Origin of the sequence: Mesorhizobium shangrilense, assembly GCF_040537815.1 — a bacterium.
Classification (GTDB): Bacteria; Pseudomonadota; Alphaproteobacteria; order Rhizobiales; family Rhizobiaceae; genus Mesorhizobium; species Mesorhizobium shangrilense.
In genome coordinates, this window is sequence record NZ_JBEWSZ010000001.1 from 1,106,250 (window position 1) to 1,129,849 (window position 23,600).

Here is a 23,600-nt window from a genome sequence, read left to right on the forward strand (position 1 = left end):
ATGAATTTCCGTTCCATCGCGCTGGCCGGCATCTGCGGTTTTGCGCTGTCGAACATCGCCTGGGCGGCCATCGATCCGATGGCGCTTGTCCAACCGGTCGCCGACTACAAGGTCTACGTCTCCAAGGGCGTCGATGATCTCGTCGCCCAGACAGAGAAATTCACGGCAGCCGTGAAGGCCGACAGGCTTGACGAGGCGAAGGCACTCTACGCACCGACGCGCGTCCACTACGAGGCGATCGAGCCGATCGCCGAACTCTTTTCGGATCTCGACGGGTCGATCGATTCGCGCGCCAGCGACCATGAGAAGGCGGAACAGGATCCAGGCTTCACCGGCTTCCACCGCATCGAATACGCGCTCTTTGTGGAAGGCACCACAAAGGACATGCACGACTTCGCAGACAAGCTGAATGCCGATGTGCTCGACCTCCAGAAGCGGGTGAAGACGCTGACCATTCCGCCGGACAAGATGGTGGGCGGCGCCGCCGGCCTGATCGAGGAAGTCGCGTCGTCCAAGATCAGCGGCGAGGAGGATCGCTACAGCCATACGGATCTGTGGGATTTCCAGGCCAATGTCGACGGCGCTGAAAAGATCGTCGACCTGCTGCGGCCGCTGACCACCCAGGCCGACAAGGGCCTGTCCGACAAGATCGATGGCAACTTCAAGACCGTCGATGACATCCTGGCCAAATATCGCGCCGCCGACGGATCATTCGCGGCCTATGACAAGCTGACCGGGGATGATCGCAAGGCGTTGCAGGGGCCGGTGACCGCGCTGGCCGAGGATCTGTCGACACTTCAGGGCACGCTTGGTCTCAAGTAGGACTTTGTCCTGGAGAGAGGGCAGTGCCGACATCGATTCGGAATTGGATAAAAAGCCCGCTGTCCGCTCTGGTGGACAGCGAGCCCTTTTGAATGACCAGCCCCATATGCGGGGGGGTGGGAGGGGCCAGCCGCCGGCACCATCAAGCCGAATCGCGTGCAAGTCCAGCCGATGGGCGACTTCCAAAGGTATAGCTGCATATCCGAAGGTATAGCGTCGATTCGAAGCGCCGGTGTCTAGAATAGCATGGCCAGCCATCTGGCATCTTCGGTCTTGAAAAGGTAGGGTTTTTGAATTTCAGTTCGCCGCCATGCTTTTGACCGCTATCATTGTTGCTCAAATACTCGATCCGATCAGAATCATCCTGGTAGGCATCGCATTTTTCGCCTGTAGGCTGGCAGAGCGCCAAGGTGCCGGGTGGCTCGCGCTCATCGTGGCGCTCGCGGCGATCGCTGCTTTTTTCCGTTCGTCATCTTTGGCCAGACTGGCAACGCCGCATGGACGTCAGCGGTGGTCGGCGTCATCTCGAACGCGCTTATCGTTCTCGTGCTGGCCGGACTCCAGAAGCTCTATCGACGGGTTTTGCGATCGGCCTGAGAACCGAGCATGGCGCAAACCGACCAGGTCGAAATGTTGGCCTATTGGCTCATGTCCGCCAATGCATCGCGCATCGCGGAACTGGTAATGCCGAACATGCCTCCGTAGAGGAAGGTCAAATCTATAATGACGAACATGACGCTGGCGACGGCTACGACCGAGATTGCCAGGACGATCGCACTCACCATCCGCCGCGGAACTTGCAGTCCGAAGCTGAAGAACACCAGCACCAGCCAGAAGCTGACTATGCCACTGTATGAATTGCTGGCCGCACGCCCTGAATCTTCAATGACCGCCCAACGGCTCTCCTCGACCATTGTGAAGTTCAATCGGCACCTGGCAGCCATGTTTGCGTGCGCGGTATCTGCCGGTGCCATGGAGTCGATCAATGATCCGATTTCGTTCATCATGACCTTTAGCGCTGCATCTTCGCCGCTTATGGCCATGTGATGAACATCCGGCATGCCCTCGACGACGGGCACGGCCTCATGCGGCCACGTGCTCGCTATAACGGCAGCCGTATATTGGCGAAGACGTTGTCTTGTCGGATCCGTCTCGGGGCCAAGATTTCGAAGGCACTCGTCGAGACGTGCCAATTTGGCGGCATAGAGAGAGCGATCACGGTTGGCGGCATCAAAAGCCGATTTCGCCGAAGATAACTGCAGGCTGAGGACCAGGGCGGTGAAGGTGACGAGTAGACCTGTGCCCAGGCTTACCGCGTCCATATTGTCCTTGGAAAAATGATCTTCGGGAAGCCAGGCGCGCAACACCACCCCACCGATGGCGCTTACGCTGAACAGTGCCAGAAACCCAAGCCCGTAAAGTATTTCCATCGCGCAAAGTGGCCGGAAATTCGGCAATTGTGCCGCTTGATGTCTTGGCTTTCAAAAGTATCGCCCCCAGCCAAACTATGCAAGCAGTGGCCTCACAGTGGCGGGTCTGGCCTTTCTGCTTGTCCAGCTTGCGATAAGTTCCCGGATCGCGGACGTGTGTGCTCTGCGATAATGTACTTTTGGACTTCAGCCCCGGATGGTCGAAAAACCCTTATGGGGACAGGGGCTGGAATTGGCCTGGCGTGGAGCGCTGAAAGGCGGAAGCGCTGACAAGGTGTCAGCTTACCGATGCCGCCCGTTCCCCGTATCGAGCCTCGTTGAAATTGCCGTTCGAAGCCGAACGAGGCGACCCAACGAAGCTTGAAAAGCAGAAGCCAAGGAAGGCTTGTTTGGTCGTCGTCTGACGGTTTTGGAGACGGTTTGCCTAAACGGCTTGATTTGTCTGGTACGCCCAAGGGGGAATCGAAACGTATGCCCAGCGTTATTTTTCTGGCACGCTGACAACCCATGGAACTGTCGAGCAGTAGATTGCCCTGGAGAGCCGTTGCTGAGACTTATGAAATCGAGTGGCTGCCTCTTGCCATCCGCGAGGACGTCGCTGGGCCTATTCTCGCGTGCCGTTGTCCAATCGAAGGTGGAGCCAAAGGACATGAGCCATCGAAGGCGGGATTTATGGTGAAGAATGCTCCCTGTCTGCTCATGCTATGGCTACTGCTGTTGGCAACCGGGTCCTTCGCGCAAGAACTGCCGGACACCAAGCAACCCGTCAAGGTTGGGCTCTATATCAGCCCGCCATTTGTTATGCGGGACAAGGACCAGTTTACAGGGATGGCGGTCGAACTTTGGACGGCGCTGGCGGACACGCAAAAACTTCAAAGCCAATACCAGTCATTCCCTACCGTTAATGCCCTGATCGATGCTGCCGCGAACGGCGAAATCGATGTCGCTGTCACCAATCTCACCATTACGCAGGGTCGGGCGCAACGCATCGATTTCACTTATCCATGGTTCGACGCTGGACTGAGGATAATGATCGACAAACATCAGGGCGCGGGGTTCCTTGAGGTCGTATCGGGATTGAGGGAATCGGGCTTTCTTCGCGCTTATGCGTGGATTGCCCTCGTCGTCGCGGCAGCTACCGTGTTGTTGACTCTTTTCGACCGAAGGTTCGATACCAATTTTCCGACTCGGTGGCGTGATGGGGTAGCGGAGAGCTTCTTCTCAGTCATGTCGATTGCCGCCGGCAGGCCAGCTGGCCGAAGGAACGTTTTCGGGTGGATCGGCCGAATATGGCAGGGCTTGTGGCTCGTATGCGGGATCGCTGTGCTTGCATTTGTCACTTCGTCCGTAACCAGCGTGATGACCACGCTGTCGCTGACCAACCAGATCAACAGCCTTAACGATCTTCCAGGCAAGGCCGTCGGAGTATTCGCCGGAAGTGTAGCGGAAGAATTTGCCCGTGGTACCGGGCTCGACTTCCATTCATACCCAAACATCGATGAAGCCGCAGCAGCTTTGCTCGCCGGCGACATCGCAGCGATCATCGGCGACGCGCCGGTGTTGGAATATTACTCCCACAACCATCCCGAACAAAGGGTGGATGTCATCGGAGGTATTTTCGAGCCTGACAAATACGGTTTTGGGCTTCCCCTCGGCAGTCCTTTGACAAGGCGGCTAACAGTTGAGCTTATCGGCGCACACGAGCGCGGCCTCTTGGAACAGTTGCACACCAAATACTTCGGCAAGTCGCCATAATCGGCGCTGCTGACAGCGAACGACACCGTCTCGGCAGCGGATCAAAGCGCGGTCATGACGCGGCTGAAACTACACCCGTTCATCAAAGAGGACATCGGTGAAGTGGTCGGTCGGCCTAAACGGCACCCCACCAGGTCGTCTCGGCGGCCACATCGACGGTCATTGCCAGGTCAAGCTGCAATATCAAAGGCAACATCTCGACTGAGACCGGCGAGCACATCTATCAACGTGCCCGGTCAGGAATATTATGCGCAAACTATCATCCGACCAGAGCACGGGGAGCGATGGTTCTGCTCCGAGGCCGGTTGGCGACGATCGAAAGTGTAGGCGCGTCCGCCGGTCTGGCTAGAGCCGAGAATTGTGCTGCGCTGGAGAGGGCTGCGGCCCTGGTCGGCGAATCAAGCACAATCTCAACCCGATTGTTCGACACAGCCGCCAAGCCCGACTCGACATTCCCCAAACGGCTTATTTGACGGTTTTTCGCCGTCTGTCGCAAAGTGCTTGAAATGTCTGGTACGCCCAAGGGGAATCGAACCCCTGTTACCGCCGTGAAAGGGCGGTGTCCTGACCGCTAGACGATGGGCGCGCTCAGATGTGGGGCTTATAGTTGCGTTGTTCGCAGCCGGCAACCCGTCTGTCGCTGCCTGCGACAACTTTTTTCAATTGTTTCACAAGAGGGTTTTTCGGCGGCCAAATTCTGGTGGCGCGGCGCTGAACAGCGCCGTGCCCGCACCAGCTGGAGGCGCTGAACAGGTTAGCCGTCGCCGCCGTCGCTGCCACCACTGCGCCGGCGGCAACGCCAGTTCCAGTCGCGCTCGGGGCCGACATCGACGTGCACCGATTCGGTGTGGCAGTACGTGCCGACGCCGCCGCGGCCGGGCATGGTGCGGATGTAGCTTGCGAGTTCCCACTTCGAGACGCCGGGCACCTGGATGTCGGCGGCGGCGCAGTACATGTGCAGCGAATTCTTGGCGCCGTTGGCGCGGCGGTTGCGGGCCGGATCGCGGTAGCCCGAGGTCACGACCATCTTGCGGCCGTAGTGACCCTCGATCGTTTTCAGCACGCGCACCAGCGACGGCTTCAGGCAGGCGACATCGACGGTCTCGTTCTGCTTGAGCAGTCCGTTCGGCGCCAGCCGGGCAAGGCCGGCGGCGGATGCGACCTGATAGGGGCCGCCCGAGCCTTCGTCCTCGTTCAGGTCGACGTCGCTCTCGTCGTCGAGGCCGGATTTGCGCTTGATCTCGAACAGCGCCGTCTGGCGCACGCCGGGCAGCGCATCGCTGGTGTAGTGGCTGGTATCGACGCCCACTGACGCGAGCTGTACGGGTTTGTGCGCGGAATCCGCTGTTGCCAGCGTGATGATCGGCTTTGCCGCGGGCGGCGGCGGCGCGGGCGGTGTTGCCTTGGCCTGAGCCTGAGCCGGCGGCTCGCCGGACCGTGTGTTGACGAGTGGAGCAGGAGTGGCCGACGCCGGCGTGGCGCCGAACAACGACGCGAGGAAGCCTTTTTTCTTGGGTGTGTCGGCCTGGGGCTGCGGCATCTCACCAGCGGTGACATAGACCGGATTGTTCATCGCGGGGGCGTCGGGCTTGGGCTGGGGCGTGGGCGCTGTCACCTGGGCATCGGCGGCGGCGATCTTTGAGGCGACCGCGTCGGTCTGTTGCTCTGTCTGGGCGGCTTGCACCAGCGGCTGCGGCGTGGTGCCGGCAATCGTTTCGGCGGCTGCGGGCGTCGTGATCGGGAAGGCGACCTCAGGCTTGGCCATCGGCACATAGGCTACTTCTTCCGGAAGTGCCGCGTCACCTTCGGCGGTCATCGTCATCTGCGGATGAGCAGCCATCTGCGAAGAGGAATCAGCCGTCGCCACCTGATGTACGGCTGAAGCCGTGCCCATTTCCGTCGTGGATGCGTTGAAACCAGGCATGCCGACCGACATTGTGGGGTCGCCGGCCGAGGTGCAGGATGCCAGAAGCACGGAGAAGAGTGCGGCCGCGATAGCGCGACTTTCTCCCTTCGCCAGGCACGATCCCGCTGATTTCAAAACAAATTCCCCCTCGGTGTCCGGCCGGTACATGGTGGCGCGGCGACTGAACGTCTACGTCACGATGATTCTTGTCCCCGACCCGGAAACGAGACCTGTGTCAAATCCGCAAGCCTGACCGAAATTCAGCAGTCGCGGACGAATTAAGGCTGCTTCGTGGTTGACGCCACATTTCGCCCTCTTTTACCGGGCCGTCAACTCACCAGACATTACAGTCCGTTACACACGCACTTTGACATAGGTACCGGGAGCATCGCCCAGGGTTTTCATATGCTTGCCGGGGGTGCGGGCAGGCACGCGGGTGTTGTCCTCGGCTTCGATCCAGCCTTGCCAGTGGGGCCACCAGGAGCCGGGATGGTCGATGGCCTTGGCGATCCATTCGCCGAAATCGCCTGTCGGTGTCCCGCCGGTCCAGTACTGATATTTGTTGGATGCCGGCGGATTGACAACGCCGGCGATATGGCCGGATCCAGCCATCACGTATTCGACCTTGCCGCCGAAATATCTTGACCCAAGGAACACCGAGAGCGCCGGCGCGATGTGGTCCTCCTTGGAGGCAAGGTTGTAGATCGGGATGGTGATATCCCCGAGCGAGACCGTATGGCCCGCCAGTTCCATCGTGCCTTGCGAAAGGTTGTTCTCGAGATAGCAGTTGCGCAGGTAGAAAGAGTGATTGGCCGCAGCCATGCGGGTCGAATCGGCGTTCCAGTAGAGGAGGTCGAAGGGCAGGGGATCCTTGCCGCGCATGTAGTTGTTGACGACATAGGGCCAGATCAGGTCGCCGGAGCGCAGCATGTTGAAGGCGGTCGCCATCTTGGTGCCGTCGAGGTAGCCCTTCTCGCTCATCGATTTCTCGACCGCCGCGACCTGTTCCTCGTCGACGAACACTTTCAGGTCGCCGGCGTGGGTGAAGTCGACCTGCGTGGTGAAGAAGGTGGCCGACTTGATGCGGTCGTCGCCTTCGCGCGCCATCAGCGCAAGCGCCGCCGCCAGAAGGGTGCCGCCGACGCAATAGCCGATCGCGTTGACGTCCCGTTCGCCAGTCGCCTTCTCTACGGTGTCGAGGCCGTATTGCAGGCCCTCCCTTATATAGGCCTCCCAACTCTTGGCGCCGTGACGTTCGTCCGGATTGATCCAGGAGATGACGAACACGGTATGACCCTGTTCGATCGCCCAGCGGATGAAGGATTTCTGCGGGTTGAGATCGAGGATATAGAATTTGTTGATCCATGGCGGGCAGATCAGCAACGGCCGCTTGAGCACGGTCTCGGTCGCGGGATCATACTGGATGATCTCGGCGACATCGCTGCGGCCAACGACCTTGCCGGGTGTGGTGGCGATGTTCCTGCCGATCTCGAAGGGCGAATAGTCGGCCTGCCGCAATTTCAGGTCGCCCTTGCCGGCGGCGATGTCCTCGGCCAGCATCTTCATGCCACGCACCAGGTTCTCGCCGTTCGAGGCAACGGTTTCGCGAAACAGTTCCGGATTGGTGAGGATGAAATTCGACGGCGAGATGGCGTTGGACACCTGCTTGACGTAGAAGCCAGCCTTGTGGCGGGTGTGCTCGTCCAGTCCATCGGCGTGCTCGACCAGGTCGGACGCCCAGCGCGAGGTGACGAGATAGGCCTGTTTCAGGAAATCGAAGAAGGCGTTGCGGCCCCATTCGGGGTCGAGGAACCGCTTGTCGCCGCGCTCTGGCTTGACGGCGTCTTCCGTGCCTTCCGCGGCATTGCTGGTGCGTTGAATGGCATTGGCCCAGACGGTCATGTAGCCGGAGAACAGCCGCGTCTGCGCTTCCAGCGCGCGCTGCGGATCGGCAAGCCAGTATTCGCTGAGCTTGGAGAAGGTCTTCACCATGTCGACAACCGGCTCGGCGACGCTGTCGCGCACTTCGCCCTTCTCACGCGGTTCGGCCCATGCGGAGGCGGCCTTGCCGGCCTGTTCGATCATGCGCGCCATGTTCAGGGCGAAGCGTTCCGGGTCCTTCACCAGATATTGCTCGACGGCCGAAGGCTCGTCATCTTCCGCTTTGCCCGAATCGGGTGTTTTGGACATGGCTGGCGGGGTTCCTCCCGAAGCGTTTTCTTGACATATTATCATGGGATATCAGACCGGGTCCAATATGCTGTACCCCGGCTGCCAGGGAAACAATATGACGATTGATATTGGCGATACTGTTTTTTCCGGGACTGGTCGTTTTTGCTGCGCGGGCCTTGCGATCATGCTGCTGGCCATAAGTGGCTGTTCCAGCACCAGTATGGAAGCCTCTACACCTGTCGCGGGTGTCGAGGGTCCCAAGGACACGGCCACCTTTCCAAACCTGAACATTCCGCCGAAAGTGGCGGCCCCGCAATTCACCGACGCGGAAAAGACCGCCAAGCTTGCCCAGCTGAAGGCTGACGAGCGGGCCCAGGCGGCGAAGAAGAGCGGCGTGAAGCCCACCAACCCGGCCGAGCTGACCGCGCTGGCAAAGCAGCACGGCGGTGACACGCTGAAGCAGATCGAAGGCAAATGTGACCTTACCCTCGACCCTACCTGCAAATAGGGTTATATCGCGCGCCCAGAAACCCCCTCGCTGTCTGGAACTGCCATGGAAGAATTTCACAAGGTTCGCCGGCTTCCGCCTTATGTCTTCGAGCAGGTCAACCGGCTGAAGGCCAGCGCCCGGTCGCGCGGCGCCGATATCATCGACCTTGGCATGGGCAACCCGGACCTGCCGACGCCCAAGGCAATCGTCGACAAATTGTGCGAAGTGGTGCGTGATCCGCGCACGCATCGTTATTCGTCATCGCGAGGCATTCCGGGCCTGCGTCGCGCCCAGGCCAGCTATTATGCCCGACGCTTTGGCGTGAAGCTCAATCCGGATACGCAGGTCGTGGCGACGCTGGGCTCCAAGGAAGGCTTTGCCAACATGGCGCAGGCCATCACGGCGCCTGGCGACGTGATCCTGTGTCCGAATCCGACCTATCCGATCCACGCCTTCGGCTTCATCATGTCGGGTGGCGTCATCCGCTCGCTGCAGGTGGAACCGAACGATGGTTTCATTCCGGCGGTCGAGCGCGGCATCCGCCATTCGATCCCGAAACCGCTGGCGCTGATTCTCAACTATCCGTCGAACCCGACGGCGCTAGTCGCTTCGCTCGATTTCTACAAGGATGTCGTGGCCTTCGCGAAGAAGAACGACATCATCATCCTGTCGGACCTTGCCTATTCGGAAATCTATTTCGACGGCAACCCGCCGCCCTCGGTGCTGCAGGTGCCCGGCGCGATCGACATCTGCGTCGAGTTCACCTCGATGTCGAAGACCTTCTCCATGCCCGGCTGGCGCATGGGTTTTGCCGTCGGCAATGAGCGGCTGATCTCGGCGCTGACGCGGGTGAAATCCTATCTCGACTACGGCGCCTTCACGCCGATCCAGGTGGCGGCGGCGCATGCGCTCAACGGCGACGGCGCCGATATCGAGGAAGTGCGCGACGTCTATCACAAGCGCCGCGATGTCATGGTCGACGCCTTCGGCCGCGCCGGCTGGACTGTTCCCGCACCCGCCGCATCCATGTTCGCCTGGGCGCCGATCCCCGAGCAGTTCCGCCATCTCGGCTCGCTCGAATTCTCGAAGCTGCTCATCGAACATGCCGATGTCGCGGTGGCGCCTGGCATTGGGTTCGGCGAGCATGGTGACGAATTCGTTCGCGTGGCGCTGGTCGAAAACGAGCACCGGATCCGCCAGGCGGCGCGCAACATCAAGCGCTTCCTGTCGTCCAGCGCCAAGCAGCCCAACAATGTGGTGCCGCTTTCCGCGCACCGCTGAGTTGCCCAACTCATATCGATCGATTTTTTTGAGGGACGTCGCCGGACATGGCTGAAGCATTGCGTGTTGGAATCGCCGGTCTCGGCACTGTCGGCGCGTCCGTGGCGCGCGTTCTGCGTGACAAGGCAGCGGAACTGACCCGGCAGTGCGGGCGCGATATCGTCGTCACCGCCGTTTCGGCGCGCGACCCCAAGCGCGACCGCGGCATCGATCTTGGCGCGACGCGGTGGTTCGACGATGCGGTGAAGATGGCGCAGACCGCTGATATCGATGTGTTCGTCGAACTGATCGGCGGCGACGAGGGCCCGGCTCGCGCCTCGGTCAAGGCAGCACTCGAGGCCGGCCGTCATGTCGTCACCGCCAACAAGGCGCTGCTGGCCAAGCATGGCGTGGCGCTGGCCGAGATCGCCGAGAAGAAGGGCGTGCTGCTCAACTACGAAGCGGCGGTGGCAGGCGGCATCCCAGTCATCAAGACGATGCGCGAAGCGATGGCCGGCAATTCGGTCACCCGTGTCTTCGGCATCTTGAACGGCACGTGCAACTACATCCTGACCCGTATGGAAGCCGAGGGCATTTCGTTCGACGAATGCCTGAAGGACGCGCAGCGGCTGGGCTATGCCGAGGCGGACCCGACCTTCGACATCGAAGGGCAGGACACCGCGCACAAGCTGTCGATCCTGACCAGCCTTGCCTTCGGGACCAGGATCGCCGCCAACGACATCTATATGGAAGGCATTTCCAACATCACCCAGGCCGACATCCGTGCGGCGGCCGATCTCGGCTACCGGATAAAACTGCTTGGCGTCGCCCAGCGCACCGAGAGCGGCATCGAGCAGCGCGTGCACCCGACCATGGTGCCGACGGCCTCGGTCATCGCGCAGGTGCATGGCGTGACCAATGCGGTGGCGATCGAGACCGACATTCTGGGCGAGCTTCTGCTCTCCGGACCGGGCGCTGGCGGCAATGCGACCGCGTCGGCGGTGATCGGCGACATCGCTGATATCGCCAAGAGCCGGCCTGGTTTCCAGCACGGCCCGGTGTTCGGCCGCCCCGCCAAGGAGTTGAAGCCCTACAAGAAGGCGCAGATGCGCAGTCATGCCGGCGGTTACTTCATCCGGCTGACCGTGCATGACCGCATCGGTGTTTTCGCGGCAATCGCCAAGCGCATGGCCGACAATGACATTTCGCTGGAATCGATCGTGCAGCATGCTGTCAATGGCGAGGCCGAGGCGCAAAAGACAGTGATCCTTGTCACCCATGAGACCACCGAAGCTGCAGTGCGCAAGGCAGTCGACGGCATCACCAAGGACGGCCATCTGACCGACAAGCCGCAGGTCATCCGCATCGAGCGGGCCGGGTAGGAATCAACCGGCCTTCGCCTCCTGGTCCGTCGAGGCCAATGATCCCATAGTTCTCACTTGAACCCGGTCGAGCGTCATGGCGATCGGAACGAAATTGCGTGCGCGCCGTTCTCTTGGTCTACAACCAAAGGAACCTTTCAATGGCTGATGCAAACAAGTCCGACGTCCCTCACATCGACGATATCCAGAAGACGCTCGAAAAGCAGATCGCGGAACTCCGCAAGGAGATCACCAAGATCAACAAGAGCATTTCGGAGCGAGGTGCCGAACTGGTCGACGATGCCAGGGAACAGGCGTCCGACATGTATGACACCGCCGCGGCGCGCGCGTCGCGAACCGCGCAGCAGCTGCGCACCCAGGCGCAGGCCGTCTCCGAGGTCGCACGCGACAATCCAGGCACGACGACAGCCGTGGTCGGTATCATCGGCTTGATCGGTTTTCTCGCGGGAATTGCAGTGGGACAGGCGATGAGCGACACGCCGCGCCGCTGGTATCAGTAGTCCAGTCGATGGCCGGCTCAGCCGGCCTCTTCGTCTCGGCACAGCAATTTCAAGGAGGGTTTTATGGCGTCGTCCATGCTGATAGGCATCCTGATCACGTTTCTGGTGATCATTCTCGTTCTTTATCTTGTGCAGCGGCTTCCGCTCGATGCCAGGATGCGGCAGATCGTTCAGATCATCGTCATCATCATCGGCATCATCTCGCTGTTGAAGTATCTCGCGGTTTTCTAGGCCTGTAATCCAGCAAATCCGACCTGATCCAACGCACGCCCGGCCCACCAATGCCGGGTGTGCTTCGTTATAGCGCCCGACTTCAATCGATTGATATTGTTGCCTTTTCGAGAAATCCCCCAACAGGTCTTGCCGTTGTCATGCTCGTTTGACAAAAGAGACGCGCCTCCGGCGGGAGGCCGCCTGCCAACGAGGATTTTCCCCAGATGAATGTGGCTCACAACATTGTCGCCGGTCTCGACCGGATACTCACCATGGAACTGGTGCGCGTCACCGAAAGGGCCGCCGTCGCGGCCGCCAGGCTGCGTGGGCGCGGCGACGAAATGGCCGCCGACCAGGTCGCGGTCGACGCCATGCGCCAGGAACTCAATCGTCTCGCCATCAAGGGCACGGTGGTGATCGGCGAGGGCGAGCGTGACGAGGCGCCGATGCTCTATATCGGCGAGGAGGTCGGCACCGGCAAAGGTCCGGCCGTCGATATCGCTCTCGATCCGCTCGAAGGCACGACGATCTGCGCCAAGAACCTTCCCAACGCACTTGCCGTCATTGCCATCGCCGAGAAGGGCAGCCTGCTGTTCGCTCCCGATGTCTACATGGACAAGATCGCCATCGGTCCCGGCTATGCCGACGGCATCATCGACATCGACGCAACGCCCGCCGAAAACATCGCCAGTCTTGCCCGGGCCAAGGGTGTCGCGGTGTCCGATATCACGGCCTGCATCCTGGACCGGCCACGTCATGCCAAGCTGATCGAAGCCGTGCGCGCCACGGGGGCTGCGATCCGGCTGATTGGCGACGGCGACGTTGCCGGCGTCATTCATACGACCGACCCGGAGGAAACCGGCATCGACATCTATCTCGGCACCGGTGGTGCGCCGGAAGGTGTGCTGGCCGCTGCCGCATTGCGCTGCACCGGGGGGCAGATGGAGGGTCGGCTGATTCTCGATACGCCGGAAAAAGTCGAACGGGCCGCCAAGATGGGCATCTCCGATCCGAAGCGGGTGTATCGGACTGATGACATGGCGCGCGGCGATGTTCTGTTTGCGGCGACCGGCGTCACCGACGGCAACATGCTGGCCGGCGTCAAGTTCGGCCACAACTACATCACGACGCATACGATCGTGCTGCGTTCGTCGTCGCGAACCGTGCGCGAGATCAAGGCGCGGCACCAGGATCTGGAAAAGTTTTGATACCTTCCTGCTTAGCCGTCGCATATTGTGAGAAATGACAATTTTGCAGACGGCGCGTCGCATGACGGGCGAAAAACGACTTTTTCTTGATGTCAGGCAGTCGGCAACCGGTGTTTCTTGGGAACACCGGTTGACGGCGCGACAGGACATGACGGCGCTCGCCATCGCGCAAGGCCATGGCGTGCCCGACATCGTTGCCCGCGTGCTTGCCGGGCGCGGCGTGACCGCGGAACAGACCGAGCGCTTTCTCGACCCGACCATCCGTGACCTCCTGCCCGATCCGGCGTCTCTGACCGGTATGGAGAGAGCCGCCGCACGCATCGCCGCGGCGGTGATGACCAAGGAGAAGGTGGCGATCTTCGGCGACTATGATGTCGACGGTGCGGCTTCATCGGCGTTGCTCAAACGGTTTCTCGCGCATTTTTCCGTGCCGTCGGAAATCTATATCCCCGACCGGATCTTCGAGGGGTATGGTCCCAATCCCGATGCGATGCGAGAACTGGTTTCGCGCGGCGCAACACTGATCGTGACCGTCGACTGCGGCACCAACAGCGCGGCTTCCGTCGACGCGGCAATGGAGGCTGGCGCCGATGTCGTGGTGCTCGACCACCATCAGGTTGGCGGTCCGTTGCCGGAGGCCATCGCCGTGGTCAATCCCAACCGCGAGGACGACCTTTCGGGGCAAGGCCACCTTTGTGCGGCGGGTGTCGTCTTTCTCACACTGGTCCAGACAGCAAAAATCCTGCGCGGCCGCCTGACCGACGAACCGCCGCCGGACCTGCTTTCCATGCTGGACCTGGTTGCCTTAGCGACCGTCTGTGACGTGGTGCCGCTTACCGGCGTCAACCGCGCCTTTGTCGTCAAGGGACTGCAGGTGGCGCGCCAGCAGAAGAATGAGGGCCTGGCGGCGCTGGCGCGCGTGTCGCGCATCGGCGAGCCGATCAACACGTTCCATCTGGCCTATTTGATCGGGCCGCGCATCAACGCCGGCGGACGCATCGGCGACGCGGCACTTGGCAGCCGGCTGCTCGCCACCGACGATCCGGTCGAGGCCCGCACCATTTCCGAGACGCTGGACCGACTGAACCAGGAGCGGCAGCTGATGGAGCAGGAGATGCTGGCGGCGGCGCGCGCCGAGGCCGACGCCGAGCTTGCTGGCGGCAATGGTCCGGCAATTGTCGTCACCGCCAGCAACAACTGGCACCCAGGCATCGTCGGCCTGCTTGCCTCGCGGCTGAAGGACCATGCGCGCCGGCCGGCCTTCGCCATCGCTTTCAACGCCAATGGCGTCGGTACAGGTTCAGGCCGCTCGGTGTCGGGCTTCGATCTCGGTCGCCTGGTTCGCGAAGCAGCCGATGCCGGGCTGATCATCAAGGGCGGTGGCCATGCCATGGCGGCGGGCATCACGGTGGAGCGCGCGAAGCTCGGCGAGCTCAGAGCCTTCTTCGAGGAGCGCGCCGCCGGCGATGTGTTCCGGTTGCAGGACGAGGAGAGCCTGGCGATCGACGGGGCGCTGGCCGCCGAGGGCGCGACGCTTGGCCTGCTCGATGCACTGGAAAAGGCAGGTCCTTTCGGCGCCGGGCATGTGGCGCCGGTCTTCGCTCTGCCGCGTCATCGGCTTGCGGATGCGCGCCCGGTCGGCACCAATCACATCCGCGCCGAGCTGCAGTCCGAAAGCGGTGGCCGCATCCAGGCGATAGCGTTCCGCGCCATAGATACCGCGCTCGGCGAATTCCTGTTCAAGAACCGGGGCAAGACCGTGCACGTTGCCGGCTCGCTGTCCGGCAATTACTGGAACGGCAACCGCACGGTGCAGTTTCGCATCACCGATGCCGCGCTCGCCTGATGCATGTCGCCCAAAAGTGACCTCGGTTTCTGGGAGAACGACATGCATGAAAACAAAAGAGCTAAAGCGCGTCGCATGAATCCGTTTCGACGCGACGCGCTTTAGCCACAACTGAGGCTACGCAACTCAGCCGGCCGGTGCGTAACGCAGCAGGGTCACGCCCTGGGCAAGGCTCTCCGTGCCAAGCGGCTTCAAGGCCAGCGACAGGCCGGACTGGAAGTACGGCTTGCCACCGCCCAGCACGATCGGATGCATGTAGAGCCGATATTCGTCGATGAGACCGGCTCGTGCCAGACCGGCGGCAAGGTCGGCGCCGCCGAGGATGATGAGGCCCTCCGTCCCGGCCTTGAGAGATCTTACCGTGGCCTGGGCATCGTCATTCACCAGCCGGGCGTTAGGCCCGACTTGCCGAAGCGTGGCCGAGAATACGATTTTCGGCGTCTCCCGCCATGCACCAGCAAAATCCCGCTCGACCTCGGTGGCGCCGGTCTCGCGATCCGGACTGTCCCAGAAGCGCATCATCTCGTACATACGGCGCCCGGCGAGCACGACCGAGGCCTGTCTCATCATGTCGTTGAAATGCTGGTGCAATTCCGTCTCGGGCACCGGCAGGCCGATGTCGCCGTCTGGCCCTGCGATGTAGCCGTCCAAAGACGTCAGCATGGAATAGACGATCCTGGCCATCGGCGCCTCCGTTCTATCCGCGCAGATCAACATAACCAATTGCAATTTGCAATCGGTTTGTCGCGAAGGGACGAATAGCGTTGCAGCGGTGGCAGGCAGACGCAGCATCGCGTCGTCAATATCACGGGCGCACCGGCATTTTCCAAACGATGGATGTGGTTAGGCGAGAACCGACTGCAATCGGGTCAGTTCGCCGATCTGGGCCATCGTCGCCTGATAGCCGAGGCTGATCGCCTCGTCGGCGCGATGGAACTCGGTCAAGCCGATATGGCTGAGCTTTGGCTGCAGCGACATGTCCGGAGGATCGCCCGCGAGGCGCGCGCGTGAAATGCGGTCCTGGATGATGTTGAAGGCTTCGACCATGACGCCTGTGATGCCGAGCCGCGTCTGATGCGACGGGTGATCAGGGTCGACGCGGCCGGCGCGCTGCGCGTCCTTTTCGATAACAAGTTCGCCGGCGCTGTGTTTGATCACCGCGGCGCGCCCGAACAGATCGTAGTGAAGGTTGACCGCGACCACGAGCGGTTGCTCATAGGCGCGGCAGACCGAAACCGGCACCGGGTTGACTAGGGCACCATCGACCAGAACGCGGCCATTGCAGTCCACTGGCTCGAACACGCCGGGCAACGCATAGGAAGCGCGCATGGCGGTGATGAGCGAGCCGTTCGACAGCCAGATCTCATGGCCGGTTCGGATCTCCGAGGCGACGCAGACAAAGGGCTTTGGCAGGTCCTCGAAACGAATGCCCGCCATATGCTCGCGCATGCGCGCGTCGAGTTTCATGCCGCCGAACAGACCGCTGCCGCGCAGATTGAGATCGAGCAGGCCAAAGATGCGCCGCTTTGTCAGGCTGCGCGCGAACTCCTCCAGCTCATCCAGTTTGCCGGCAAGGTAACAGCCGCCGACCAGCGCGCCGATGGATGTGCCGGCTATCATCGACACTTCGATGCCGGCTTCGTCGAGTGCACGCAGCACGCCGATATGGGCCCACCCGCGGGCGCAGCCGCCACCCAATGCCAGGGAGATGCCGGTTTTCTTAAGGGGGGTCGGTTCGGACGCGCCGCCGGACGAGGAGAGGCCGTTGGCTTCTCGAACGTCTGACCGGTTACGCAATGACGCCCACTCGAGCATCATGATCTCCCTTGTCCCGCATCCCTTGTACCGAAAGGATGTTTGAGAATAGTGAACATGAGTGGTTTGTGAATATGGAATGGTTCACAAAGGCTTCCGATACGTCTTTTCCGCATCGAACAGAGGTTTGCTGCCGTCGTCGGCAAGCGTCCCCTTGCCGTCGATCAGCCCCACCGTCCGATAAAAGCATGAACGCCGACCAGTGTGACAGGTTGCATCGTGGCCCAACACTTTGACGCGCAGCCACAATGCGTCCTGGTCGCAGTCGGTCCGCATCTCGACGACGTGCTGGAAGTTGCCCGAGGTCTCGCCTTTTTTCCAAAGCGCGTTGCGTGAACGCGACCAGTAGTGGGCGATGCCGGTTTCCAGCGTCAGCGCCAATGCTTGGGCATTCATATGCGCGACCATCAGCAGCATGCCGTCCTCGGCATCGGTGACGACGACGGTGACGAGGCCGCTAGCATCGAAGCGCGGTGAAAAGACCGCGCCTTCTTCCAATATTTTCTTGTCCGAGGGAGCTTTCGGGAATTCCAATGCCGACATCGCCGGTCCTTATCTTGTTTGACCATGATCTTGTCCGAAAACCGGCATCCACTTTTCGCTGACGCGGTCCTTCGGTTCGGGATCATGGTCTGGCGACCGGCGAGGGGCGTTACGCCCTGCCGCCGCGCACCATGGTGACGAAGCGAACCTGCTCCTCGGGCGTGTCCTTGAACACACCGGTGAAGGTCGAGGTCAGCGTTGTGGAACCCTGCTTGCGGATGCCGCGCATGGCCATGCACATATGCTCGGCCTCGATCATGACGGCGACGCCGCGCGGATTGAGCACGTCCTGGATGACACCGGCGATCTGCGCGGTCATCGCTTCCTGGGTCTGCAGGCGATGGGCGAAGATGTCGACCACGCGCGCGATCTTGGAGAGACCGACGACCTTGCCGTCCGGCAGGTAACCGACATGGGCCTTGCCGATGATCGGCACCATATGGTGCTCGCAATGCGAGTGGAATGTGATGTCCTTGACGATGACCAGGTCGTCATAGCCGGCCACCTCCTCGAAGGTGCGGCCAAGCTCCTCGGCCGGGCACATGTCGTAGCCGCCGAACATCTCGCGAAAAGCCTTTGTCACGCGCCTCGGCGTGTCGATCAGGCCCTCGCGGTCCGGATTATCGCCGGTCCAGCGCAAAAGCGTGCGCACCGCGGCCTCGACCTCGGCTTCGCTCGGCCGGTCGGTGACCGGCTTCTCCATATAGGCGGACTGGGGCATGAGTTTCTTGATGACGGCATCCATAAAAGGCGTCTCCCGTAGTTCCCCTCGGTGGAGGAACGAGTTGAACGGACCACAACCTTCGGTTTCAGAAACTCGCCCGGTTTCCGGCCCCGTAAGCGGCGTGAACAGATTTGGCAAGGACGCGGCTTATGGTTGCCTTGTCGATACCCGACTGCCAGCATTATATATGGTCGTGCCCAGCGAAAGGAAGACACTACAGCGGCAATCGCTGTTCGCTTGGCGGCGACGGATTGGAAAATTATGATCGACGACGTCTACAATGCGAAAATTCTGGGTTTTGCCGGAAACATCGCGCGCATTGGCCGTCTCGATCATCCCGATGCGACAGCCAAAGCGCATTCCAAGCTCTGCGGCTCCACCGTGACGGTCGACCTCAAGATGGAAGACGGCTTGGTCACCGATTTCGCCCACGACGTAAAAGCCTGTGCGCTTGGCCAGGCGTCTTCCTCGATCATGGCGCAACATGTGGTCGGCGCCACGGCCGACGAGTTGCGGGCCGTGCGCGAGACGATGCTGAAGATGCTGAAGGAGGGCGGCACGCCGCCGAACGGGCGCTTCGCTGATCTCAAATATCTGGAGCCTGTGCGCGACTACAAGGCCCGCCATGCATCGATCATGCTGACCTTTGACGCCGTTGTCGACGCGATCGGCCAGATCGAGAAGAAGCGGGCCGAAGAGGCAGCCTAGCCCTCGATATCATCCAGAAAACGCCGGCTTTCAGCGAACTCACCGCGCACCCAGTCGGCGAACGCCCTGGCCGGTTCGGACAGGTTGCGCAGGCTCCTGGCGACGAGCCAGTAGGCCCCGCATCTGACGTTGGTGTCGAACGGCTTGATCAGGGTGTGCGCCGTCAACTCCTCCTGCACCAGCAGGAGATCGCCGAGAGCGACGCCATGGCCGAGCATGGCCGCCTGCTTGGCAAGCGAGGCGTCCGCCAGCAACGGACCGCGCTCGGGCATTGCGTCATCGGCGACGCCGGCCGCCTCGAACCATCGCGTCCAGTCCTGGCGATTCTCCTCGTGCAGCAATGTATGGCGACGCAGGTCGGTCGGGCTTTCCAGAGGCGGGCCGGATTTGAAGAGCGCCGGCGACAGCACCGGCGAATCGATCACCGGCGCCATCAACTCCGCTTCGCTGCGCGGCCATGACGTGGCGTGTGCGCTGAAGCGCAAGGCGAGTTCGGCCTGGTCGCTACGGAAGTCGATCAGGCGCGTGTCGACATCGAGGGAAATGTCGATGTCCGGCCGCAACTGGCGGAAGCGATTGAGCCTTGGCACCAGCCAGGATGTGGCAAGGGAGGGGTCGACGCTCACGCAGGCCACGGCCTGCGCCGGCGTCGCCACCAGATCCGACAGCAAACCATCGATGGCGTCGAAACTCGTAACCAGCTGGTCCAGCAGACGCTGGCCGGTGTCGGTCAGCTCGACGCGGCGGTGGTGCCGTTCGAACAAGGGCTGGCGCAGGAAGACTTCGAGCTCGCGCACCTGGCGGCTGATTGCCGCTTGCGAGACAAAAAGCTCCTCGGCCGCGCGGCTGAAGCTCAAGTGCCGGCCGGCCGCTTCGAAACTTCTCAATGCCGTCAGCGGCAGGCGTCCGCGCTTCATTCGCATAATCTCAAGTTATACGACGTCGAAATTATACTCGTTTGAGGACGAAGGCCAGCAGGGGTCTAATAGGCCTTCAAAGGAGATATGGCCATGTTCCAGTTCATGGAGATTTTTGGCGACATGATGCGGATCGTGACGTTCCAGAGGCAGAGCGAGAACCCATCTCAACGGCATGAAGAAGGCCGTCGCCGGGTGTCCAGGCCTGATCGTTGCATCGTGCCGTTTCGCCGTTAGACAATGCTGCTGAAACAGCCACGCCGAGCAGGGGATTGCGTTCCCCGGCTGAAACTCACATCTATGCCGGGGAACGCGATGCGGAGATTGCGATGCGTGACGACCATCCGCATGTGCATGCCGCCAGACCACCTCAGCGCGGGCGCAACTGGCCCGGCCCCTGGCGCAAGACGCCGGGCCGTGTCCTTGGCACGTCCATCGTGCGGCTCTACCAGCTGACGCTTTCAGGCTTCGTCGGCAATTCCTGCCGGCATCTGCCGACCTGTTCGGAATACGCGCATGAGGCTATCGCCCGTCATGGGCTGTGGGCGGGCGGCTGGATGGGGCTGTTTCGCGTGCTGCGCTGCGGGCCGTTCGGCACGCATGGCATCGACCGCGTGCCGGAAGTGCTGGCGGAACGCTATCGCTGGTTCACGCCTTGGCGGTATTGGCGTGTAGGAAGACAGCGCGGCGATCCTCAGAACTGATCGCGTGGTCGGACAGGAGAGGGGTCGCTTCCACGTGTTTACGATCTGGTAGGGTTAACACAAGCCTGCACAAAGACTGCTCATTTGAGACAAAATCGAGACAAGAGGCCTCGCTAAGCCGCTCGCACATCCCCACTGGAGCGAGCATCCCATGCGCAACATCGACCGTCTTCCCTTCATCTTTGCCGGAATCCTGTTCCTGCTTGCGTGGCTGCTGGGATTTCCGATGCGCGCTCAGTCGGCGCCGCTGAATGATGTCCAATGCACGGTGATCCTGGATGCCGCGAGCGGCAAGACGCTTTACCAGGACGGCGTCTGCGACCAGCGCTTCAGCCCGGCCTCGACGTTCAAGGTGCCTTTGTCGCTGATCGGTTATGACGCTGGAATTCTGAGCGACGCGCACACGCCGACCTGGGACTACAAGCCCGAATTCAACGCTGTAAAGCGCGAGCAAAAGACCGTCGATCCGACGATCTGGGAAAAGGATTCGATTCTCTGGTTCTCCAGGGAGGTCACCCGCCGGCTTGGAGAAAAGAATTTTGCCGGCTATGTTTCGAAATTCGACTATGGCAACAATGATGTTTCCGGCAACCCGGGCAAGAATGACGGCCTCACCCAATCCTGGGTGAATTCTTCGCTGAAGATCACGCCGATCGAGCAGGTGAATTTCTTGCGCCGGCTGCTCGACCGCAAGCTGCCGGTTTCCGCCAAAGCCTACGACATGACCAAGGCGATCATACCGACATTCCCTGCCGGAGACTGGACCGTGCAGGGCAAGACCGGCAGCACCAGGCTTCGCAACGACGCCGACAAGATCCAGGACAAGCGCTCGCTCGGCTGGTTCGTCGGCTGGGCGCAGAAGGGTGACCAGCGGATCGTCTTCGCCCGCCTTGTGGTCGACACCAAACGCACCGATATGCCGAAGGGCCTGAAGACGCGGGCTGGCTTCCTGAAGGACCTGCCAGGGCTCATCAAGTAAACAACGACGCTTGACCCGGCTTTACGGCGGCGGGATCTGCCCATAAAAGACAGCCCGCCGCCGGACGCATCCGGCTCTTACCTGTGCATGTCGCCCAAGCCGGTTCGCCTTGGGCTCTGTGCATTTCAACCACCCGCGCTCGTTTGCGGGACTGGATAGGAGAAAATCATGTTGAATTCCGTTTCCCTCACATTTCCCGATGGCTCCGTGCGCGAATACGACGCGGCGATGACCGGTTCTGGTCTTGCCGAATCGATCTCGAAGTCGCTGGCCAAGAAGGCGGTCGCCTACAGCATCGATGGCGTGGTGCGCGATCTCTCGGATCCGCTGGGCAAATCCGGCAAGGTCGAGATCGTCACCCGCGATGATCCGCGCGCGCTGGAACTCATCCGTCACGACACCGCGCACGTGCTGGCCGAAGCCGTGCAGGAACTGTGGCCGGGCACCCAGGTGACCATTGGCCCGGTGATCGAGAACGGATTCTACTACGATTTCGCTCGCAACGAGCCGTTCACGCCCGACGACTTTCCGGTGATCGAGAAGAAGATGCGCGAGATCATCGCGCGCAACAAGCCGTTCACCAAGGAGGTCTGGTCGCGCGACAAGGCGAAGAAAGTGTTTGCCGACAAAGGCGAGCGCTACAAGCTGGAGCTGATCGACGCCATTCCCGAGGATCAGGATCTCAAGATCTACGCGCAGGGCGACTGGTTCGATCTCTGCCGGGGGCCGCACATGGCCTCGACCGGGCAGATCGGCAACGCCTTCAAGCTGATGAAGGTGGCCGGCGCCTATTGGCGCGGCGACTCGAACAATCCGATGCTGACGCGCATCTACGGTACCGCATGGGCCGACCAGGCACAGCTCGAAGCCTACCAGACGATGCTGGAGGAAGCCGAAAAGCGCGACCACCGGAAGCTCGGCCGCGAGATGGACCTGTTCCATTTCCAGGAAGAGGGGCCTGGCGTCGTCTTCTGGCACGCCAAGGGCTGGCGGATGTTCCAGAATCTGGTCAACTACATGCGCCGCCGCCTGGACGAGCAGGGCTATCAGGAGGTCAACGCGCCGCAGGTGCTCGACAAGAGCCTGTGGGAGACGTCGGGCCACTGGGGTTGGTATCGCGACGCCATGTTCAAGGTGACGGTCGCCGGCGACGACACCGACGACGATCGCGTCTTCGCGCTGAAGCCGATGAACTGTCCGGGACATGTGCAGATCTTCAAGCACGGGCTGAAGTCCTATCGCGACCTGCCGGTGAAGCTCGCCGAGTTCGGCAATGTGCACCGCTACGAGCCGTCGGGCGCGCTGCATGGGCTGATGCGCGTGCGCGGCTTCACGCAGGACGATGCGCATATCTTCTGCACCGAGGAGCAGCTGGCGGCGGAGTGCCTGCGCATCAACGACCTGATCCTGTCGACCTATGCCGATTTTGGTTTCGACGAGGTCAGCGTCAAGCTGTCGACGCGTCCGGACAAGCGCGTCGGCACCGACGAGGCGTGGGATCACGCCGAGGCGATCATGAGCAACGTGCTGGAGACGATCCGGACACGGTCGGGAAACCGCATCAAGACCTCGATCAATCCGGGCGAGGGCGCGTTCTACGGGCCGAAGTTCGAATATGTGCTGAAGGATGCCATCGGCCGCGAATGGCAGTGCGGCACGACCCAGGTCGACTTCAACCTGCCGGAACGTTTTGGCGCCTTCTATATCGGCGCCGATTCGGAGAAGAAGCGGCCGGTCATGGTGCATCGTGCCATCTGCGGCTCGATGGAGCGCTTCCTCGGCATCCTGATCGAGAACTATTCGGGTCACTTCCCGCTCTGGTTCGCGCCGCTGCAGGTCGTGGTGGCGACGATCACTTCCGATGCCGACGACTACGCCCTGAAGGTTGTCGCGCGGCTCAAGGCGGCCGGCCTGCTGGCCGAAGCCGACCTGCGTAACGAGAAGATCAACTACAAGGTCCGTGAACATTCGCTGGCCAAGGTTCCGGTCATCCTGGTCTGCGGCAAGCGCGAGGCGGAAGAGGAGACGGTCAACATCCGTCGCCTGGGTTCACGCGACCAGGAATCGCTTGGCCTTGGCGAGGCCATCGCACTGCTTACGGAAGAAGCGATCACGCCTGACCGCAGACGCAAGCGCGCAGTCTGACCTAGCCGGCCTTCGAACGACATGGCGGTGGAGCGATCCACCGCCATTTTCACATGCCTGTCACGCCAATCTTGTAACGAA

General features: G+C 61.4%; 21 protein-coding genes and 1 tRNA gene. 13 read left to right on the forward strand and 9 right to left on the reverse strand.

Annotated elements, in window-relative coordinates:
* Positions 1–822: an iron uptake system protein EfeO gene (efeO, locus tag ABVQ20_RS05690; RefSeq protein WP_354458571.1), complete on the forward strand. Its 822-nt coding sequence runs from the start codon at positions 1–3 to the stop codon at positions 820–822.
* Positions 823–1,460: 638 nt separating this feature from the next.
* Here efeO and ABVQ20_RS05695 read toward each other — a convergent pair.
* Positions 1,461–2,252 (reverse strand): bestrophin-like domain, encoded by a 792-nt coding sequence (locus ABVQ20_RS05695; RefSeq protein WP_354458572.1) that lies wholly within the window; start codon positions 2,250–2,252, stop codon positions 1,461–1,463.
* A gap of 672 nt (positions 2,253–2,924) precedes the next feature.
* On the opposite strand from ABVQ20_RS05695, the gene ABVQ20_RS05700 reads away from it, so the two are divergent.
* Positions 2,925–4,007, forward strand: a complete 1,083-nt coding sequence (locus ABVQ20_RS05700) for a transporter substrate-binding domain-containing protein (RefSeq protein WP_354458573.1) — start codon at positions 2,925–2,927, stop codon at positions 4,005–4,007.
* 511 nt (positions 4,008–4,518) lie between these two features.
* Here ABVQ20_RS05700 and ABVQ20_RS05705 read toward each other — a convergent pair.
* The 3 genes from ABVQ20_RS05705 to phaC all read right to left on the reverse strand — a co-directional run bounded on the left by ABVQ20_RS05705 (position 4,519) and on the right by phaC (position 8,103).
* Positions 4,519–4,593, reverse strand: a tRNA-Glu gene (locus tag ABVQ20_RS05705).
* A gap of 168 nt (positions 4,594–4,761) precedes the next feature.
* The gene (locus tag ABVQ20_RS05710; RefSeq protein WP_354462134.1) at positions 4,762–5,943 is read right to left on the reverse strand and encodes a YcbK family protein; all 1,182 of its coding nucleotides are present in this window, start codon (positions 5,941–5,943) and stop codon (positions 4,762–4,764) included.
* Between the two features lie 324 nt (positions 5,944–6,267).
* Complete coding sequence (phaC, locus tag ABVQ20_RS05715; protein ID WP_354458574.1) at positions 6,268–8,103, reverse strand: class I poly(R)-hydroxyalkanoic acid synthase; 1,836 nt, start codon at positions 8,101–8,103, stop codon at positions 6,268–6,270.
* A 97-nt stretch (positions 8,104–8,200) separates the two neighbouring features.
* Between phaC and ABVQ20_RS05720 the strand changes: the two genes are divergently transcribed.
* From ABVQ20_RS05720 to recJ, 7 genes are all read left to right on the forward strand, one after another.
* Complete coding sequence (locus ABVQ20_RS05720; RefSeq protein ID WP_354458575.1) at positions 8,201–8,593, forward strand: hypothetical protein; 393 nt, start codon at positions 8,201–8,203, stop codon at positions 8,591–8,593.
* Between the two features lie 45 nt (positions 8,594–8,638).
* On the forward strand, positions 8,639–9,856 hold the full coding sequence (locus tag ABVQ20_RS05725; RefSeq protein WP_354458576.1) for an LL-diaminopimelate aminotransferase: 1,218 nt from the start codon (positions 8,639–8,641) through the stop codon (positions 9,854–9,856).
* A 47-nt stretch (positions 9,857–9,903) separates the two neighbouring features.
* Positions 9,904–11,217: a homoserine dehydrogenase gene (locus tag ABVQ20_RS05730; RefSeq protein WP_354458577.1), complete on the forward strand. Its 1,314-nt coding sequence runs from the start codon at positions 9,904–9,906 to the stop codon at positions 11,215–11,217.
* 140 nt (positions 11,218–11,357) lie between these two features.
* Positions 11,358–11,717, forward strand: a complete 360-nt coding sequence (locus ABVQ20_RS05735) for a hypothetical protein (RefSeq protein ID WP_354458578.1) — start codon at positions 11,358–11,360, stop codon at positions 11,715–11,717.
* Positions 11,718–11,780: 63 nt separating this feature from the next.
* Positions 11,781–11,948 carry a Thivi_2564 family membrane protein gene (locus tag ABVQ20_RS05740; RefSeq protein WP_081293949.1) on the forward strand — a complete coding sequence of 56 codons (168 nt, stop codon included), beginning with the start codon at positions 11,781–11,783 and terminating at the stop codon, positions 11,946–11,948.
* A 206-nt stretch (positions 11,949–12,154) separates the two neighbouring features.
* Complete coding sequence (gene glpX / locus ABVQ20_RS05745; RefSeq protein WP_354458579.1) at positions 12,155–13,138, forward strand: class II fructose-bisphosphatase; 984 nt, start codon at positions 12,155–12,157, stop codon at positions 13,136–13,138.
* Between the two features lie 61 nt (positions 13,139–13,199).
* On the forward strand, positions 13,200–14,984 hold the full coding sequence (recJ, locus tag ABVQ20_RS05750; RefSeq protein WP_354458580.1) for a single-stranded-DNA-specific exonuclease RecJ: 1,785 nt from the start codon (positions 13,200–13,202) through the stop codon (positions 14,982–14,984).
* 126 nt (positions 14,985–15,110) lie between these two features.
* On the opposite strand, the gene ABVQ20_RS05755 is transcribed toward recJ, so the two are convergent.
* The 4 genes from ABVQ20_RS05755 to folE all read right to left on the reverse strand — a co-directional run bounded on the left by ABVQ20_RS05755 (position 15,111) and on the right by folE (position 18,087).
* Positions 15,111–15,668: a dihydrofolate reductase family protein gene (locus ABVQ20_RS05755; RefSeq protein ID WP_354458581.1), complete on the reverse strand. Its 558-nt coding sequence runs from the start codon at positions 15,666–15,668 to the stop codon at positions 15,111–15,113.
* Positions 15,669–15,827: 159 nt separating this feature from the next.
* The gene (locus ABVQ20_RS05760; RefSeq protein ID WP_354458582.1) at positions 15,828–16,799 is read right to left on the reverse strand and encodes a patatin family protein; all 972 of its coding nucleotides are present in this window, start codon (positions 16,797–16,799) and stop codon (positions 15,828–15,830) included.
* An 84-nt stretch (positions 16,800–16,883) separates the two neighbouring features.
* Positions 16,884–17,342 (reverse strand): phosphoribosyl-AMP cyclohydrolase, encoded by a 459-nt coding sequence (hisI, locus tag ABVQ20_RS05765; protein WP_354458583.1) that lies wholly within the window; start codon positions 17,340–17,342, stop codon positions 16,884–16,886.
* A gap of 109 nt (positions 17,343–17,451) precedes the next feature.
* Positions 17,452–18,087, reverse strand: a complete 636-nt coding sequence (gene folE, locus ABVQ20_RS05770; RefSeq protein ID WP_354458584.1) for a GTP cyclohydrolase I FolE — start codon at positions 18,085–18,087, stop codon at positions 17,452–17,454.
* A gap of 240 nt (positions 18,088–18,327) precedes the next feature.
* On the opposite strand from folE, the gene ABVQ20_RS05775 reads away from it, so the two are divergent.
* Positions 18,328–18,774, forward strand: coding sequence for an iron-sulfur cluster assembly scaffold protein (locus ABVQ20_RS05775; RefSeq protein WP_354458585.1), 447 nt, complete (start codon positions 18,328–18,330; stop codon positions 18,772–18,774).
* Here the strand turns inward: ABVQ20_RS05775 and ABVQ20_RS05780 are convergent.
* A complete protein-coding gene (locus tag ABVQ20_RS05780) occupies positions 18,771–19,691 on the reverse strand; it encodes a LysR substrate-binding domain-containing protein (protein WP_354458586.1) in 921 nt (306 codons plus the stop codon). The two genes, ABVQ20_RS05775 and ABVQ20_RS05780, sit on opposite strands and share 4 nt — an antisense overlap.
* A 329-nt stretch (positions 19,692–20,020) precedes the next feature.
* Here ABVQ20_RS05780 and yidD point away from each other — a divergent pair, with 329 nt between their 5' ends.
* The 3 genes from yidD (at position 20,021) to thrS (ending at position 23,519) form a co-directional block, all read left to right on the forward strand.
* Positions 20,021–20,395 (forward strand): membrane protein insertion efficiency factor YidD, encoded by a 375-nt coding sequence (gene yidD, locus ABVQ20_RS05785; RefSeq protein WP_354458587.1) that lies wholly within the window; start codon positions 20,021–20,023, stop codon positions 20,393–20,395.
* 151 nt (positions 20,396–20,546) lie between these two features.
* On the forward strand, positions 20,547–21,374 hold the full coding sequence (blaOXA, locus tag ABVQ20_RS05790) for a class D beta-lactamase (protein WP_354458588.1): 828 nt from the start codon (positions 20,547–20,549) through the stop codon (positions 21,372–21,374).
* Between the two features lie 168 nt (positions 21,375–21,542).
* The gene (thrS, locus tag ABVQ20_RS05795) at positions 21,543–23,519 is read left to right on the forward strand and encodes a threonine--tRNA ligase (protein ID WP_354458589.1); all 1,977 of its coding nucleotides are present in this window, start codon (positions 21,543–21,545) and stop codon (positions 23,517–23,519) included.
* Positions 23,520–23,600 lie beyond the last annotated feature (81 nt).

Coding starts and splice junctions, on each gene's coding strand:
- efeO (WP_354458571.1), top strand. CDS start 1: ATGAATTTCCGTTCCATCGCGCTGGCCGGCATCTGCGGTTTTGCGCTG.
- ABVQ20_RS05695 (WP_354458572.1), bottom strand. CDS start 2,252: ATGGAAATACTTTACGGGCTTGGGTTTCTGGCACTGTTCAGCGTAAGC.
- ABVQ20_RS05700 (WP_354458573.1), top strand. CDS start 2,925: ATGGTGAAGAATGCTCCCTGTCTGCTCATGCTATGGCTACTGCTGTTG.
- ABVQ20_RS05710 (WP_354462134.1), bottom strand. CDS start 5,943: ATGTCGGTCGGCATGCCTGGTTTCAACGCATCCACGACGGAAATGGGC.
- phaC (WP_354458574.1), bottom strand. CDS start 8,103: ATGTCCAAAACACCCGATTCGGGCAAAGCGGAAGATGACGAGCCTTCG.
- ABVQ20_RS05720 (WP_354458575.1), top strand. CDS start 8,201: ATGACGATTGATATTGGCGATACTGTTTTTTCCGGGACTGGTCGTTTT.
- ABVQ20_RS05725 (WP_354458576.1), top strand. CDS start 8,639: ATGGAAGAATTTCACAAGGTTCGCCGGCTTCCGCCTTATGTCTTCGAG.
- ABVQ20_RS05730 (WP_354458577.1), top strand. CDS start 9,904: ATGGCTGAAGCATTGCGTGTTGGAATCGCCGGTCTCGGCACTGTCGGC.
- ABVQ20_RS05735 (WP_354458578.1), top strand. CDS start 11,358: ATGGCTGATGCAAACAAGTCCGACGTCCCTCACATCGACGATATCCAG.
- ABVQ20_RS05740 (WP_081293949.1), top strand. CDS start 11,781: ATGGCGTCGTCCATGCTGATAGGCATCCTGATCACGTTTCTGGTGATC.
- glpX (WP_354458579.1), top strand. CDS start 12,155: ATGAATGTGGCTCACAACATTGTCGCCGGTCTCGACCGGATACTCACC.
- recJ (WP_354458580.1), top strand. CDS start 13,200: ATGACGGGCGAAAAACGACTTTTTCTTGATGTCAGGCAGTCGGCAACC.
- ABVQ20_RS05755 (WP_354458581.1), bottom strand. CDS start 15,668: ATGGCCAGGATCGTCTATTCCATGCTGACGTCTTTGGACGGCTACATC.
- ABVQ20_RS05760 (WP_354458582.1), bottom strand. CDS start 16,799: ATGCTCGAGTGGGCGTCATTGCGTAACCGGTCAGACGTTCGAGAAGCC.
- hisI (WP_354458583.1), bottom strand. CDS start 17,342: ATGTCGGCATTGGAATTCCCGAAAGCTCCCTCGGACAAGAAAATATTG.
- folE (WP_354458584.1), bottom strand. CDS start 18,087: ATGGATGCCGTCATCAAGAAACTCATGCCCCAGTCCGCCTATATGGAG.
- ABVQ20_RS05775 (WP_354458585.1), top strand. CDS start 18,328: ATGATCGACGACGTCTACAATGCGAAAATTCTGGGTTTTGCCGGAAAC.
- ABVQ20_RS05780 (WP_354458586.1), bottom strand. CDS start 19,691: ATGAAGCGCGGACGCCTGCCGCTGACGGCATTGAGAAGTTTCGAAGCG.
- yidD (WP_354458587.1), top strand. CDS start 20,021: ATGCGTGACGACCATCCGCATGTGCATGCCGCCAGACCACCTCAGCGC.
- blaOXA (WP_354458588.1), top strand. CDS start 20,547: ATGCGCAACATCGACCGTCTTCCCTTCATCTTTGCCGGAATCCTGTTC.
- thrS (WP_354458589.1), top strand. CDS start 21,543: ATGTTGAATTCCGTTTCCCTCACATTTCCCGATGGCTCCGTGCGCGAA.